Annotated in this window: 12 protein-coding genes, 1 tRNA gene, 1 other RNA gene and 2 pseudogenes; 9 read left to right on the top strand and 7 right to left on the bottom strand. The window is 38.6% G+C overall.

Annotation, left to right across the window (positions count from 1 at the left end; genetic code table 11):
• Positions 1-729: 729 nt before the first annotated feature.
• Complete coding sequence (locus ACFOU2_RS15565) at positions 730-1,413, bottom strand: polysaccharide deacetylase family protein (RefSeq protein ID WP_377916662.1); 684 nt, start codon at positions 1,411-1,413, stop codon at positions 730-732.
• A 511-nt stretch (positions 1,414-1,924) separates the two neighbouring features.
• Here ACFOU2_RS15565 and ACFOU2_RS15560 point away from each other — a divergent pair.
• The 4 genes and pseudogenes from ACFOU2_RS15560 to ACFOU2_RS15545 form a co-directional block, all read left to right on the top strand.
• A complete protein-coding gene (locus ACFOU2_RS15560) occupies positions 1,925-3,010 on the top strand; it encodes an FUSC family protein (protein WP_377916660.1) in 1,086 nt (361 codons plus the stop codon).
• A 272-nt stretch (positions 3,011-3,282) separates the two neighbouring features.
• Positions 3,283-3,813 (top strand): annotated as a pseudogene (locus ACFOU2_RS15555) (protoglobin domain-containing protein); the annotation flags it as partial.
• 234 nt (positions 3,814-4,047) lie between these two features.
• The gene (locus ACFOU2_RS15550) at positions 4,048-4,575 is read left to right on the top strand and encodes a methyl-accepting chemotaxis protein (RefSeq protein ID WP_377917010.1); all 528 of its coding nucleotides are present in this window, start codon (positions 4,048-4,050) and stop codon (positions 4,573-4,575) included.
• 94 nt (positions 4,576-4,669) lie between these two features.
• Positions 4,670-5,070 (top strand): annotated as a pseudogene (locus ACFOU2_RS15545) (SAM-dependent methyltransferase); the annotation flags it as partial.
• 272 nt (positions 5,071-5,342) lie between these two features.
• Here the strand turns inward: ACFOU2_RS15545 and htpG are convergent.
• Positions 5,343-7,223 (bottom strand): molecular chaperone HtpG, encoded by a 1,881-nt coding sequence (htpG, locus tag ACFOU2_RS15540; protein ID WP_377916658.1) that lies wholly within the window; start codon positions 7,221-7,223, stop codon positions 5,343-5,345.
• Between the two features lie 535 nt (positions 7,224-7,758).
• Positions 7,759-8,304 carry an undecaprenyl-diphosphatase gene (locus ACFOU2_RS15535; RefSeq protein ID WP_377916656.1) on the bottom strand — a complete coding sequence of 182 codons (546 nt, stop codon included), beginning with the start codon at positions 8,302-8,304 and terminating at the stop codon, positions 7,759-7,761.
• Between the two features lie 185 nt (positions 8,305-8,489).
• On the opposite strand from ACFOU2_RS15535, the gene ACFOU2_RS15530 reads away from it, so the two are divergent.
• A complete protein-coding gene (locus tag ACFOU2_RS15530; protein WP_377916655.1) occupies positions 8,490-9,221 on the top strand; it encodes a ZIP family metal transporter in 732 nt (243 codons plus the stop codon).
• A 127-nt stretch (positions 9,222-9,348) separates the two neighbouring features.
• Here the strand turns inward: ACFOU2_RS15530 and ACFOU2_RS15525 are convergent, their stop codons facing one another.
• Complete coding sequence (locus ACFOU2_RS15525; protein ID WP_377916653.1) at positions 9,349-10,566, bottom strand: cytochrome P450; 1,218 nt, start codon at positions 10,564-10,566, stop codon at positions 9,349-9,351.
• Positions 10,567-10,799: 233 nt separating this feature from the next.
• Between ACFOU2_RS15525 and ACFOU2_RS15520 the strand changes: the two genes are divergently transcribed.
• The gene (locus ACFOU2_RS15520; RefSeq protein ID WP_377916651.1) at positions 10,800-10,931 is read left to right on the top strand and encodes a hypothetical protein; all 132 of its coding nucleotides are present in this window, start codon (positions 10,800-10,802) and stop codon (positions 10,929-10,931) included.
• A gap of 89 nt (positions 10,932-11,020) precedes the next feature.
• Here the strand turns inward: ACFOU2_RS15520 and ACFOU2_RS15515 are convergent, their stop codons facing one another.
• On the bottom strand, positions 11,021-12,049 hold the full coding sequence (locus ACFOU2_RS15515) for a hypothetical protein (protein WP_377916649.1): 1,029 nt from the start codon (positions 12,047-12,049) through the stop codon (positions 11,021-11,023).
• Between the two features lie 98 nt (positions 12,050-12,147).
• Between ACFOU2_RS15515 and ACFOU2_RS15510 the strand changes: the two genes are divergently transcribed.
• The gene (locus tag ACFOU2_RS15510; RefSeq protein WP_377916648.1) at positions 12,148-12,390 is read left to right on the top strand and encodes a hypothetical protein; all 243 of its coding nucleotides are present in this window, start codon (positions 12,148-12,150) and stop codon (positions 12,388-12,390) included.
• Positions 12,391-12,681: 291 nt separating this feature from the next.
• Here the strand turns inward: ACFOU2_RS15510 and ACFOU2_RS15505 are convergent, their stop codons facing one another.
• Entirely contained in the window at positions 12,682-13,437 is a 756-nt protein-coding gene (locus ACFOU2_RS15505) for a Cof-type HAD-IIB family hydrolase (protein WP_377917008.1), read from the bottom strand.
• 313 nt (positions 13,438-13,750) lie between these two features.
• Between ACFOU2_RS15505 and ACFOU2_RS15500 the strand changes: the two genes are divergently transcribed.
• Together ACFOU2_RS15500 and ssrS are read left to right on the top strand one after the other, a co-directional pair.
• Positions 13,751-13,823, top strand: a tRNA-Ala gene (locus ACFOU2_RS15500).
• Between the two features lie 142 nt (positions 13,824-13,965).
• Positions 13,966-14,159: non-coding RNA, 6S RNA (gene ssrS / locus ACFOU2_RS15495), on the top strand.
• A 102-nt stretch (positions 14,160-14,261) separates the two neighbouring features.
• On the opposite strand, the gene ACFOU2_RS15490 is transcribed toward ssrS, so the two are convergent.
• Entirely contained in the window at positions 14,262-15,452 is a 1,191-nt protein-coding gene (locus tag ACFOU2_RS15490; protein ID WP_377916646.1) for a glycine C-acetyltransferase, read from the bottom strand.
• Positions 15,453-15,594: the final 142 nt, after the last annotated feature.

Below are 15,594 nucleotides of genomic sequence, written 5' to 3'. Positions count from 1 at the left end.
AGCTTTTTCAATACGCCCCATACAGGCAACCTTGGAAATCGTAAATAACAACAAAGTTCTTTAACACAGCTTTTTTTTTTTTTTTTTTTTTTTTTTTTTTGAATTTTTATGTATGTATATGTATTTTCATAAGAATATCTGAACAAATAAGTCGTTTTAGTAATGAGCAGGAGAGATATATGTCCTATCGATATATGAGAACCATTGTTACATGAAAGCCAAATTCCTTAACGTGCAGGAATTTGGCTTTTTTTATATAAATCCACATAAATCATTGAACATGAGCAAAAAACGCTCATGTTCAATGATTTACGCATAAGCGGCTGCCAATCTCCCTTACGGGTTCTTGCCATCCGCTTATACGAAGACTTTTGTAAGCTCATTCAAGATGAGAGAACAGAAAGGCGAGAATAGAAGAAAGCCCGGTGACAGAGGTTAAAAAATTAAGTTGGATTTATATAACTCCAACTTAATTTTTTAACGTCATCTATCGCTTGTTATCCTGTTTATGTTCCTTTGTTTGAGCATCCTGAATAGACTCAAAAGGTTCTCAATCATGTAGCATGGACCGCTTTTGTCCATGTTACATGATTTATGTGGATTCATACAGTGTAAATACCGAACGTTATAGATGGTTCTCATCACGAAAGTTCACCATAAAGGATTTAACTGCGAATGAAACGGACGCATTTATTAGTTAATATCTGATTCTTTTTGCATCAGAACCATCTATAATAGACGAGTGATAGGTCTTTTTTTTTTTTGTTTTTGTTTCTGTTTCTCTAATAACTCAGATACTGTTACGAACTGATAATTCTCCTTTGTTAGTTGTATGATAATTTTTTCTAATGCTGTAACGGTTTCCGACCTATCACCATTACCATTATTCGATGAATCATGAAATAAAACAATTGACCCTGGCTTTATATTATCAATTACCAGGGCGTAAATTTGAGCCCAACTTCTATTCTTCTTCCAATCCCGTGTGTCCAAGCTTTTAGTCCATAGGATAGTTTTGTATCCCATCTTATCGGCTATTTTGAGCGCTTCATCATGATAAGACCCAAAGGGGGGGCGAAATAAGTTGCATTTATTCTTGGTTAAACGCTTTAATATCTTATCCGTAAGCTTTAGTTCCCTTCTTATTTCTTTTCGATTTATCTCCTTTAAGTTAGGGTGATTAAACGTATGATTCCCTATTTCATGACCACTTAATTTAACTTTCTTTGCAACCGTATAATGCAGATCAACATGTTTTCCTACCATGAAAAAAGTAGCCTTTGCGTTATATTTTCCTAAGATATCTAAAATCTTATCTGTATAAATAGGATCAGGACCATCATCGAATGTCAGGGCTACATATTTATTCGGAGTATTTACATACTCTATTGGATGAAGATTATTAAATCCCATATTGAATATCTCCTTTATCATTGATCTAAATTAGAAAAGGTGTTGGTAATTATAGCTATGGTTGTGGTGCAAACCCTAAATTTCATCAAAATATGAACAAAAATATAAGAGAGTACTATATTGTATGGTCATGTTGTATTTTTTGTTTGTACTCCTGTAACAAAATAAATGACTAGATATGCGCAAAGAACAGCCATTAACGTCCGATAATACGACGTATGTCAACAAAATAAGGTGAAACAAGGGGCTGACTCAAAAGCCTTCAGGGAATGACTCCCTCTTTAATCGCTGATAAAGATTGATTATGTAAACTTTAAATGAATATGGTATACGTAATTAGGTACTTGCATAAACGAGACTAAAAAGTCGGATTATATGGATATAAGGCAAGCAAACCTCCTATTATTGCGAAGAGGCTTTCTTGCCATCAATGCTTGACATAGAATGTAAACATTTCGTTTTTCACCACTTTTACAACATAATTAGTTAAATATATAGAAGGTATTTAATAATGAAAAAATATCTGGAAATTTTGATTAAATTAGGACTTACCTTACAGGTAATTAAAACTGCTCTTGCAGCGGCAGTATCTTGGTGGATGGCCACACTATTATCACAAAACCAATATCCATATTTCGCCCCGCTAGCTGCCATTTTAACTTTACAGGTAACCGTTGCTGACTCTTTAAAAAAAGCCTCATATCGAATAACGGGAATTATTTTGGGTGTGGCGGTTACTGTATCAATGGGTCATTGGCATACTTTTGAAATTAGTGCTAGTACCATCTTTATGCTCATACTCATTGCAATGACTATTCCAACAGCCATGCATTTAAATCCCCAGACTATATCACAGGTTGGAGTTAGTGCATTATTAGTATTTGCTTTTGGTCATAACCAAGGGTATGCGGCGGGAAGAATAATTGAAACCGTCATCGGATCGGGAATAGCTATTATCATTAATGCTCTTATTTTCCCTCCCAATACTATGCCAGCCGCTGAACAGAGTATCTTGGTACTTAGTCAACGGTCTTCAAGCATTCTTAAGAGTTCAGTAACTTTATTGAGAGCAACGACTGAAAAAACTCATATGGAACGAAACGAAATTGGAGATTTAGTGGAGGAAACAGAACGGTGTATTCAAACGGTACGATTAGCGCAACAAAGTCTAAAATATAGTCCATTTCTCATGAAAGCAAGAACAAGATTAGCGCATATTACCATCGGTATGAAGCAATTAGAATATATTACGATTCAAGTTCGTGAAATATACAAAGGTTTGGTCGATTTACGTTCAGCGAAGGAGTTTAAAAATGAGTATGCAAATGTAGAAGGAATCAAACCTGCCATAGAATCCACAGCTTCTTGTATTTCCCATTTTGGAAAGGTAATTCTTGAATCTTCGAAAGAATCTTTGTGCATTCTTATGGCTAGCATTGAAGGGGCGCGTTCTATTCAGTCACTATGCCTCTTAGATATGCGAAATGTAGAATCTCTACCCATATTACGAGATTTAGGGGGAATTCTTACTGATCTGAGCCGTATATTGAGAGAACTAGAAGAAGCAGCTTTAGTTTTGACAAAAAACAATGTTTAAAACCTATGCTACATCCATCACCGTTTCCAACATGGTAGTCGGCATAGCTGAAGCCGATGAGTGAGCCGATAATGGTTTCTATCCTTGGTAAAACAGCCGTTCCGATAACAGATCCGTATTCCGCCGGCTATAGTCCCAATAGTTCCGGTGATATCTCAAGTCGTATGGACACTAAGGTCCTGCATTTTGCAATGTTTACACTATTTCAAATGTAAAATAACGTTATATGTGCCGATATTAATTATATATGACTAAAGTAGGGGGAGTCTTAATTGATTTTTAAAAAAGCAAAACAAAAGTCAGAAAAGTTAAGCATAGAAAAAGGAAGAGCTGAATTAAACATAAGCGGAGGCAGTGATGTAGAAAAGCAAATTCAAATGATAGGACTTACAAAAGAAGATCTGAAGGTAATTAACAGTATACAACCGTTTGTTATTAAAAAAATTGATTACATCGTTGATAGATTTTATCAGAACCTAGAGAACGAACCATCTTTATTAAACATTATTAATGATAACAGTTCTATTGAAAGATTAAAAAACACGCTTAAAAAACACATATCTGAAATGTTTGATGGGGTAGTAGATGGAGCCTATTTTGAAAAAAGAGTTCGCATTGCTCATATCCATGTTCGAATCGGCCTCCAAACAAAATGGTACATGTGTGCCTTTCAAGACTTATTTTTGTCGCTCATGAATATTATTGAAGAAAATTTACTGCAAAAAGAAGAGTGTCTTCTTGCATTAAGAGCAGTATCAAAAATATTGAATTTGGAACAACAATTAGTTTTAGAAGCATACGATGATGAAGCAGAAAGATTAAAAAGAGAAGTCGAAGAACAGCAGGTATTGATAAGAGAGAATGTGGCAAGTGCTTCAGAAAATCTTGCTGCGATCTCAGAAGAGACCAATGCTTCTTTTCAACAACTAACTTCCCAATCCAGCCAAATTGTTTCTCTTGCAAATGTAGGAGCAGAATTATCTATTCTTGCCGAAGAACGCGCCCGGCAGGGTAAAGAACAGTTACATAAACAGAATATGAATATATCAAACATTCACCATTCTGTGAATGATATATCAAGTGATGTACAAGTATTATTAGAAATATCGAAACAAATGCAAGAGATCGTCAATATTGTAACGGCTATTGCGGATCAAACTAATTTGCTGTCTCTAAATGCAGCGATTGAAGCAGCAAGGGCAGGTGAACACGGCCGTGGATTCGCTGTTGTAGCTGATGAAGTTCGAAAACTTTCTGAAGAAACGAAGAAATCTGTAAAGAACGTATCAACTCTTATCTTAAATACTAATACCCAAGTAGATAAGCTAACACAATCCCTCGAAAAGATAAGAGTTGAGGCCAAAAATGGAAACAAGAGCATGGAAGAAACAGAAGACCATTTTGAACAGATTTTAAAAACGATGGGTGAAACTAAAATCCAAAATAGCAAGATTGAAAATGAGCTTCTTTCTTTTGTAAACGTAGTAAATGAATTAGGGAAAGCATTTGGAGAGGTAGCTCTATCTGCGGATAGTCTTACAATGATTACAAAAGAAATGAACTAGATTTTTTTTAAAAACGAAACGGAGTCATTTCTTTAACAAGGAATGACTCTTTTTTTATTGAACGTGGCCGGTTAGTTTAAAAAAGTGGAATTTATGCGGAAGTATGGTTGTTGTAGGGATAGAAATGAATGAGACTTTCTATCAAGAAGCAGTTGAAAATCGAAATCGTTATTTGAAGAAAGCTAAAAATAGTAAAGGTAAAATTCATTTCCATTGTTGCTTGGCAGAAGAGTACCAGATTGATCCATTAGACAATCGGTTTTATTTTTTTAATCCGTTGTCGATACAAATTTTATGAATGTCATCAACAATATATTGCTTTCAGTGGAAAAATCAGAACGGGAAATAGAGCTGATTTTATATTATGCATCAGAGGAATCTATCTATTTTTTAGAAAACCATCCCTCTTTTGAATTGAAAAAGGAAGTCATACTGCCGGGTTTATATGAAAAGAATCCTTGTGAGAGATTTTTAATATATCGATTGGCCTATTAGAAGGGTCGGATAAAGGAAACGGTGCAGCAACCTGGCCAGGACATGGAATTAATGGTGGATCAGGATATATTGTCGCTCAACAGCTTCTTTCGCAGAAGGCTTTTATTTAAGATTACATGGGAGAGCTAAAAAAAGAGAACCGATTCCATTAAGGAGTCAGTTCTCTTTTTTAACGAGTTAAAACCCGATAAATTAATCTCTATACGAGGCTGTTATTCATTTATGGGAAAATGCAGGTATTAAATGATCAAAATCGGATTCCTTGGAGAAGTTTATACCATTATTTTACATATATCATTTGTAAATTCTACTGGATCATTGATCGCTAATCCTTCAATCAAAAGTGCTTGATTGTATAATAGGTTTGTATATAAATTTAATTTCTCTTTATCTTGTTCAAAAGCATTTTTTAATGATTGGAATACCTCATGATTTATATTAATTTCCAACACTTTGTCAGCTTGTATATGTTGGTTGTTCGGCATGGATTTCAGTATCTTTTCCATTTCGATCGTTACTTCGCCATCAGCAGCCAAACATACAGGATGAGTCTTTAATCTTTTTGATGCCCTTACATCCTTTACTTTGTCTGATAATAGGTTTTTCATATAGTCAAAGAGTTCTTTGTTTTCATTCTCTTCTGAATTGGTATCATGTTGATTTTCTTCTGCCTCAATACCTAAGTCACCGCTTGATACAGATTTGAATTCTTTATCTTTGTATGTCATTAACATTCTGATTGCGAACTCGTCTATATCATCCGTGAAATATAAGATTTCATATCCTTTTTCTAATACTAGCTCTGCCTGCGGCAGTTTTTCTATTCTTTCGTACGATTCCCCGGAAGCGTAATAAATATATTTTTGATCTTCAGGCATTCTTGATACATATTCATCTAACGTTACCAGCTTCTTCTCTTTGGAGGAGTAGAACATCAATAAGTCCTGCAAGACGTCTTTATGGCTTCCGAAATCACTGTACACGCCGTATTTTAGCTGTCTGCCAAAGGATTTGTAAAATTCTTCATACTTCTCTCTTTCATTTTTTAATAAGCTTTGCAATTCACTTTTTATTTTTTTGTTGATATTTTTTGCGATCAGCTTCAATTGTCGATCATGTTGCAGCATCTCTCTGGATATGTTAAGAGATAAATCTTCGGAGTCGACCATTCCTTTGACAAAGCTAAAATAGTCAGGAAGTAAGTCCGGACATTTGTTCATGATTAATACACCATTGGAATAAAGCTCTAATCCCTTTTCATATTCTTTTGTATAATAGTCAAAAGGTATTTTCTCCGGGATAAATAAAATCGCGTTATATCTTACGGCACCATCGACACTGATATGGATATGTTTGATCGGCTTGTCAAAACCGTAATGCTTTTCCGAATAAAATTTCTCGTAATCTTCAGGAGACAGCTCATTTTTATTCTTTCTCCAAATCGGAACCATACTGTTGATAATCTGTTCTTCACGATAATCTTCGAATTCATTTTCGCTGCCTTCTTTAGGTCTTTTTCCGGTAACATCCATTTTGATTGGGTATCGAATGAAGTCAGAGTATTTTTTGATGATCGCTTTTAATCGATATTCTTCCAGATACTCATCATAGTTTTCATCTTCTGTATTCTCTTTGATTTTTAGAATAATCTCTGTGCCAACTGAATCTTTCTCATATGGCACAATCGTGTATCCATCTGCACCCGTGGATTCCCACTTATAAGCATCATCGCTGCCTAAAGCTTTGCTGGTGACAGTCACAACGTCAGCTACCATAAAAGCGGAGTAAAATCCAACTCCAAATTGACCGATGATATCATGCCCATCTTTCAATTCATTTTCATTTTTAAATGCTAAAGAGCCGCTCTTGGCAATGGTTCCAAGGTTATGTTCAAGTTCCTCCTTTGTCATTCCAATACCTGTATCTGAGATTTTTAATGTTCTGTTTTCCTTGTCTGCAGCCACTTTTATGTAGTAATTATCTTTGTCAAAACTTAAAGTATCATCGGTTAATGCTTTGTAATAGATTTTGTCAATCGCATCACTCGCATTAGAAATTAACTCTCTCAAAAATATCTCCCGCTGAGAATAAATGGAGTTAATCATCATGTCTAATAGTCTTTTAGATTCTGCTTTAAACTGTTTTTTTGCCATTAAGATCTCTCCTTTCAATTTCCTACTGTGTGAACACTCCATTAACGCAGTAAAAATAATTGTAAAGATGTCTGCAAAGCCAGATGTTCAATCGATTAGCACTCTATCGGTTCGAGTGCTAATCATTATTTTTATTAACATATAATATATTCTCTGTCAATATGTCACAAGTTTTTTTGTTTTGGGGACCGGATCCCGGGCTTGCGTTGCTTATGAATGGTCTGTGAAAAAGAAGGCGCAGGTTGAATGGTTTACGCAAATAAAAACATAAGCTGCCAGGAAAAAGAGTAAATCATCGATTTCTTGGCATCAGAACGAGAAAAAGAGAGGCTGACTCAAATGGTATAAAAAGCCATACCTTTTGAGTCAGCCTCCTGAAAGGACCCATCATGAAAATCCAGCAAAATCAGAGGATTCCGTGACGGGTCCTTTCAGTAAAGATCAATTTTTATCATTAATTCGAGACTTATGGGACACCCTCCTATACATTTGAAATTTTCTTATCGCATCCATGACGGCTTCATTCTCGCTCGTTTTATGGAATCCTTTTATTGAACATATCCATCACTCGATAAACAAGAGCATCAAAGAAACGTGAATTTTTGTCAACCACGACACTTGCAGCGCTGCCTATGAGGGCGCTTCCGACAATATCGGACGGATAATGATGTCCTACCCATATGCGTGATAATCCCGTTAACACCGATAATCCCCACATGAAGGCTCCGAGCATACGTTCACGAAGCAAGACAGAAGTGGATACAGCGAACACAAGAATCGTATGTTTACTCGGAAAGGAAGAATCCCTCTTTGAAGGAATCAATATCCCGACACGCCGTTTCACGAATGGCCGCGGCTTAAAATAAACCCGCTTAATGAAACCGTGAATAAAAAGAGAAAGCAGTGCTGATACCCCCGCATGTCTACTTGCTTTTTTAGAAGAATAGTCTCGGAACCACATGAACACGAGCAGAAATATATACACGTAACGCACCCGATTTGAAATCCATATCATCAGTTCATCCATAACAGAATAACGGCCTGCCAGCCGATTGATCGCTCTAAACATTTTATAATCCATCGATGTTGTCTCCTTCTTATATAGATATGGATAATATCCCCGCCTCTTTAAGAAACATGTACTGAATTTATAAGAAGAAGCCGCTGTTTATGTGTCGGGCCTTGTTCCTTCACCTACTGCATAAGTTTTTTTATCGCGAAAACGGGTAAAAATATGGAAAAAGACAAGGAAAGAAGGGAATTTACGTGTGGAATGCAATGCTTTGGGGAGGCATTTCCGGATCTGCCGTTTTGATTGGCGCCCTATTGGCCCTTCTTCTACCCATTAAAAAGAAGGCCATTGCTTATATAATGTCTTTTGGGACAGGCATATTGATCGGCGCTGCCGCTTATGAACTGCTAGGACAGTCCATGGACGACGCGGGCATGAAAGAAACCTCCATTGGATTCCTGATTGGTGCAGGAATGTTTACCCTCTTTGACTTGTTCATTTCCAAACAGGGGGGAGAAAATCGGAAACGCTCAGGTGAAAATGCACCCGGAAATTCGGGACTCGCCATTTTTGCCGGAACGGTTATGGATGCCATTCCCGAATCAATCATGATCGGGGCAAGCTTGATTGAAAAACAAGCGGTGAGCTGGCTTCTCGTCATTGCCATTTTCATGAGCAATATTCCGGAGGGAATATCAAGCACGACCGGATTGAAGAAGAGCGGCTACTCTAAAAGGAAAATTCTTTTTCTTTGGTCTTCCGTATTTGTTATATCAGCTCTCGGCTCTTTGGGAGGCTTTACTTTCCTTGAGGGAGCTTCAGCCAGCATGACCGCCATCATCGCCTCTTTTGCCGGCGGAGGTATCATCGCGATGGTGGCATCTACCATGATGCCTGAAGCATACCAGGAAGGAGGCCCTGTCGTCGGGCTTATTACCGCCCTTGGCTTGCTGACTTCACTCGCGCTGGATTCACTTTCTTTGTAGTTTATTCTATATGAAATCATTTGATAGGGTGTCCCAAAAGTATGTTCTTTGTACATTTCGGACACCCTCTTCATTAAAAGCCCCTTTTACCATCGGCATTTCGTCACTCTTTTAGCAAAAGAATGGATCAGACAGTAAATCCCACAGGAAATCTTTTCACCCCAAAAACAAACGGGCTTTGAATCGGCTCCAGCGTTTCCCCTCCCACTCTTTCTATTTTGGAGAAAGCACTTAATAGTGTAGAGAGGACGACGGCTGCCTCCTGGCGTGCAAGCGGTGCACCCAAACAAAAGTGAATGCCGAATCCAAACCCTAAATGTGGATTGGAACGACGATCTAACAGAAAACGGTCAGGCTCTTCAAACTTTTGTTCATCCCGATTGGCCGCGGCTACCCAACTAACAACTTGTGACCCTTTTTGAATCATTTGGCCGCCAATTTCAATATCTTCCTTTGCAACACGGCCTATTGCTTGTATAGGAGGATAAAAACGAAGCGTTTCTTCTACTAAATTTGGTACTAACGAAAGATTAGCCCGGGCTTGTTCCTGAATACTTTCATCTTCAGTCATATAGCGGACGGCATTCGTAATTAAATTGGTTGTTGTTTCGTTTCCTGCAACCAGCAGCAGAACACAAAAAGCAAGCAGCTCTTCTTCCGTTAATTTTTCGCCATCGATTTCGGCCGCTAACAATAGCGAAATTAAATCATCTTCAGGACTGGTTTTTCTCTCTTCAATGATTCGCTTGAAATAGCCCTTTAAAAATCCGCTTCCTTCCCGGCGCTTTTGTGTCATGATTTGGAAGGATTCATCCGAATCATCCTCGGCTCCTGCCACAAGAATATCAGAGTAGGTTTTAAAAAGTTCCCGATCTTTTGCAGGGACTCCCAGTAATTCAGCGATGATAATAACAGGAAGCGGACCGGCAAGATCATGAACAAGATCCATTGTCCCCTTCTCTTTGACTTGATCGATTAAATAAAGAGTCACATCTTCTATTCTTTTTGTTAAATCCTTTACCGCTTTGGGAGTGAACGCTTTGTTCACCAAATTTCTCATTTTTGTATGCCTCGGTGGATCCATTGTCAGAATGCTTCCTTGCAAGTTTCCTCCCCCGCGCTCAGAGGAAAACAGCTTCGGATTTTTTAAGATGTAATGAACATCCTCATAACGAAACACATCCCAACAGCTTCGGGACTCATCATACCTGACAGGTGTCTCTTGTCGTAAAGTATGATAGATAGAAAAAGGAAATAGTTGATCTGCGGTCGAACGAAGCTCTTTCATAGGGATGAGATTCGCATATCGCTCCGCTGTACTCGCTGTCTTCCGTTCAATTGCCATGGTTTCATCTCTCCTTTTTTGTACCTCACAAATACCAGAAAATTTCCCCATGAACCGGTTCACTTTTTTAAAATAACACTCTAAAAATCTTATTTCAACGGACACAATTTGAAAAAATTGTCAATTGACCGAAAGTAACAATCAACAGAAACTATATAAGTCCCATAAGACCATTTTGCATGTCTCGGTTCATTTTCACCCATACTAAGTAAAAACAGTGAGGTGATTTTATGTTGAATTGGATTGATGAATATATTATGCATACAGCCTTTTTTGTCAGCTTCGGGGTATGCCTCTTTGTGAGTGCCGTCATCGCCTGGTTTTTTTACAGTTTGATGAAATTGGATCAAGAGACCGCAGATTAGCCTTCCCGGATTCCCCGGCCGCATCCTGCTCTCTACCGGTACTTTCCCACAAATATTTACCTGTTTTTAGGACAAATTGTATAGAAGTACTAGCTGGAGGCATGATTTCTCCTCCTTTCGCTTTGAACAAACGTTTCTTTTTTCTTATATTGTGCGAGCTCCTCCATGAGTTTCATTTTTTCTTCTTCAAAATCAGATTGATTTCCAGGGTTCTCCCGTTCTGCTTGCGGGTTTGCGAGCCAGGCAGGGACCATTTCCCTTCTCACGGCTTTAGAGCGATCATGGGTTTTGATGGAACACCGGGAAAAATCCATATGTTTTTGCCCCGTTGCTGTTGCCGCCCGTTCCCGTTCCTTTTTCAAATAGGCTTGTCTAAAGATATGTTCTTTCACATAAGAAAAGGCATGAATCGCATCCCCGGGGTATTTGGGCTTGTATGCATCAAACGCCTCATTCATCGATATGATGGCATCTTCACAAGAAATACCGCTATGAACCACTTCTTGAATGGCTTGCAAATCTTTCGCACTCGGATACAGGCCACGCCCCCTTCGCTTAAGGAACTTCCTCTCCAGCACCATCGCATAGTTTGCCATATCGGACGATTCCATCCCGCTTTCTGCTTGCCAAGTCTTATTCTCATCAACTTTTATCGACAATGCCGGCCCGCGCTCTTCATCATCTTTTTTTCTGTTGGTATTCTCTGAAGTATTCTCTTGTATTGATTTGTTCAATGTGAACGAATCGTCGGTCCAATTCGAATGATCCCCCTGTCCATTTTGAACACATGGACTGTCCGCTTCCCGGAACTTTGAATAATCAATTCGATACCATTTCGTTTGGTCGGTTTTGCAGCTATTGAACTGGGATGAAATAATATAGCCGCTCGTTTCCAGTTTCGCGACGATCCTTCTGATGGTACTAATCGACCAAAACGGAAATTGTTCCTGCCATTGCTCATATGTATTATACACCCACACATGGCCGTCCCGTTCATTGGGGCTTCCCTGCAGCCAATAATGAAGCTGCTGCAAAAAAATCGACTCATTCAGCCCCACCTCTACCGCAAGCGACGGCAATACGATCAATGGTTTATCCTCTAATAGCAATCGACTCATCTTCCATCTCACCTTTCCTTCCATAATTGTCCCTACTTATTAAATAGAAGAAAAATAGGATTTGGGGGAGTTGCGGGAGAAAAAATGGTGGAAAAGTAGTGTTGGAAAAGAAAAGTGTAAATCAAAAAAATGAATCGGCAATCAAAAGGCGAGCGAACGTAAAAAAGACCTCCAGGAGTAATCATGAAGGATATAAGAGATTATCAACGGATGATGTAAAAGCCACTTTACAACTTTTACAATTTAAAAATCCCAGCGGTGACCATTATTTTCTTGAAGTGATGAAAAAGGCCACGAGTAAACCGAAAAGAACTTTATCCCTTTCTATCCAAAAGTTGTAACGACTCCTAAAAACGGGATTTCTTTCTTTTCAGAACTTATGGGCAGACCCTTTTACTTCCTCATTGTAAGGCTCATTCTATATTAATCCACATTGAAAATCCGACATGGCAAAAAGCGGCCATGTCGGATTTTCACCTTTTCAGCCTATTCAAGATGTAAAGACAGAAAAACTGTAAGTAGCTTAAAAAGCCAAAGCTGATGTCGAAAAATGAAAATGGATTTATATAAATAGGTATTGATTAAACATTGATTTATCAGCAGTACCTTGTTATCGTTATTCCTTGCTGATTTTACAGCACCCAATGCCGGATTGCTTGGGCCACGCCATCTTCCGCGTTCGTGCCCGTTACCCAGTCCGCGGCCTCTTTTACGATATCTTGTGCATTTCCCATTGCCACACCGCAGCCGGCTTCCTTAATCATGGCAATATCATTAAGACTATCCCCCATCGCGATGACTTCATCCATCGATATACCGAGTCTGCCGCAAACATTCCTAAGCCCTTTTGCCTTATTAATTCCCACTGCGTTTACTTCAATATTAGTCGGACTGGAGTTGCTGATTTCAAGCCCGGCATTTTTAGAAAGTTCCTTTAAAATGATGGCTCTCACTTCATTATCGTCTATATCAAACCCATACTTTAACCACTGTTGTGCGGAGATATCCTCCGGAAATTCTTCACGCCATACCTTCTCGCTTGTAACAGCCCAGAAACGGGTCTTATGTGTATTCGTTAACTCCCACATCATTTGAACATGCTCGGCGTTAAGTATGTTTCTCTCCAACAAATTCCCTGAACAATCCCATATTTCACTGCCGTTTACCGTGACAAGATAAGAAGAGAGTTTAAGAGATTCAGCAAATTCACGACAAGTAAAAATGGAGCGGCCTGTACTTAACACGACATGAACTCCCTTTTCCTGGGCTTGCGCAATCGCTTCACGATTCGCCTCGGAGATTTTTCCATTCTCATCCAACAGCGTTCCATCCATATCCAATGCGATCAGCTTAAAATCCTTTTTGACGTTTTTACGCTCTGCCAATATGTATCATCCCCTCTTAAAAAAATGATGATCATGATTAATAAGTAATATCCTTCTCTCTATTACAATAGCATAGATTTAAGCTATGTAGAAAAGTTATAATACAAATATATGAATCCACACAACCTTTGTAAGCCCGTTCATAGCAAGATTCCCCATGTCCTCTCTAACATACAGCAACAATCAGCTGACCATTTTCACAAAGCGCTGGAATAAAAAAAAAAATGAAATATAGCCAAATTAGGGATTGCCAACAAATTTATTTTATAGTATTATAAATTCAGGTCGCTGATATGCAAGACTTTAACGACGTAACGGGGCATTAGCTCAGCTGGGAGAGCGCTTGCATGGCATGCAAGAGGTCAGCGGTTCGATCCCGCTATGCTCCATCGAATTTTCAAACACCCGCTCCCCTTTGTCAAGAAGGGAGCGGGTGTTTGTCTATTTACGACACACTGAATGTTTGCGTTATCCATTATTTTAGTAAAATTTCCCTCTTGCAAATAAGTTGTGTATCCTGTAATATGTATATACAAGCTGCATTGTACGTGATGATAATAAGTTTTAACCTTTATGCTGATATAGGGAGTTTTATATTGAAACCGGAATGTCACGCCTCCCATTAATGGACAGAGGACGACAGAAACGTTTCTGCGAACACCCACTTTGAGGAGTGGTGGTTTAAAACTTCATTATATTAAATTAACGGCAAATGCGGCATTTTCCATTCACGATAACAACAAGCCGGTTCCATTTAGGGACCGGCTTTTTTGTACACTCCCATAAAGATTCGAGGGCTTTTCTGTGTTGCATCAGGAAATTCATGCTCAAACGATCGACATTTCTTTGCCTACTTTTTCATAAGCGGTTAATGCGTGATCCAGCATTTCCTTTGTATGGGCGGCTGTCGGCATATTTCGTACCCGGCCTGTTCCTTTTGGAACGGTAGGAAATACGATCGATTTAGCATACACACCTTCTTCATTCAGCCTCTTACTGAACTGTTGCGTTTTCGCTTCATCCCCTATGATGCAAGGTGTAATCGGTGTTTCACTTCTACCGATGTCAAACCCCAATTTTTTCAGCCCTTTTTTCAAGTAATCTGCATTTTCCCATAACTTATTTTGAAGCTCTGAACTATTCATGAGAATGTCAATCGCTTCGATGCAAGCTGCAACCGCTCCCGGCGTGACAGCTGTTGAAAATAAAAATGGACGGCTTCTCACTTTTAACCAATCAATTAAATTTTTCTTTCCTGCTACATAGCCTCCTACAACACCAATGGCTTTGGATAATGTTCCAATTTGGAAATCCACTCTATCCGATAACCCAAAATGTTTTACCGTTCCTGCACCATTACCTAATACACCCGAACCATGCGCATCATCAACATATATAATGAAATCAAACTCTTCGGCGATCTCCACAATTTCAGGAAGCTTGGCAATATCCCCATCCATCGAGAACACTCCATCGGTAATAATCATGATTTTGTTATACAATCCGGACTCTTTTGCTTCACGTGCTTTTATTCGTAGATCCTCCATGTCGGAATGGTTATAGCGAATAATTTTTGCTTTAGATAATCGGCATCCATCAATGATGGAGGCATGATTCAGTTCATCTGAAAGAATGGCATCATGTTTATCCATCACTGCAGAAATGGCGGCCATATTACAATTAAATCCCGATTGATAAGCAATGGCTGCTTCTGTATGTTTAAATTCGGCAAGCTTTTCTTCTAATTTGACATGAATATCTAACGTTCCATTGATAGTACGAACGGCACCGGCTCCGACCCCATATGTTTTCGTTGCTTCTAAGCAAGCCTCTATTAACCGTCGATCTGTTGCTAAACCTAAATAGTTATTGGATGATAAATTAATTAGCTCTCTGCCTGCAAGGGTGATCATCGGACCGTTTGGACCTTCTACCGGATCAATGACGTTGTAAAGTCCTTTTCCTCGTAAATTCCCCAAATTTTCTTTCAAAAATCGATTTAATGTTTTGCTTGACATTTCATATACCCCCTCATTGATGGTTGGAATAAATCCAGGATTTATTCAGGATTTACCCCTCTTTTCAAACACCGCTATTAAAAAGATTGTATTTTCTCCCTTAAATAAAATACACATGTCCTCTCCAAAGACATAGAAAGAA

Origin of the sequence: Bacillus songklensis (assembly GCF_042649685.1) — a bacterium.
Lineage (GTDB): Bacteria > Bacillota > Bacilli > Bacillales > Bacillaceae_H > Bacillus_BA > Bacillus_BA songklensis.
This window is presented reverse-complemented; position numbering and strand designations above follow the sequence as displayed.

Excerpts from the sequence above, each read along its gene's own strand:
- ACFOU2_RS15565 (WP_377916662.1), bottom strand. The coding sequence starts at position 1,413 with ATGGGATTTAATAATCTTCATCCAATAGAGTATGTAAATACTCCGAAT.
- ACFOU2_RS15560 (WP_377916660.1), top strand. The coding sequence starts at position 1,925 with ATGAAAAAATATCTGGAAATTTTGATTAAATTAGGACTTACCTTACAG.
- ACFOU2_RS15550 (WP_377917010.1), top strand. The coding sequence starts at position 4,048 with ATGAATATATCAAACATTCACCATTCTGTGAATGATATATCAAGTGAT.
- htpG (WP_377916658.1), bottom strand. The coding sequence starts at position 7,223 with ATGGCAAAAAAACAGTTTAAAGCAGAATCTAAAAGACTATTAGACATG.
- ACFOU2_RS15535 (WP_377916656.1), bottom strand. The coding sequence starts at position 8,304 with ATGGATTATAAAATGTTTAGAGCGATCAATCGGCTGGCAGGCCGTTAT.
- ACFOU2_RS15525 (WP_377916653.1), bottom strand. The coding sequence starts at position 10,566 with ATGGCAATTGAACGGAAGACAGCGAGTACAGCGGAGCGATATGCGAAT.
- ACFOU2_RS15515 (WP_377916649.1), bottom strand. The coding sequence starts at position 12,049 with ATGAGTCGATTGCTATTAGAGGATAAACCATTGATCGTATTGCCGTCG.
- ACFOU2_RS15490 (WP_377916646.1), bottom strand. The coding sequence starts at position 15,452 with ATGTCAAGCAAAACATTAAATCGATTTTTGAAAGAAAATTTGGGGAAT.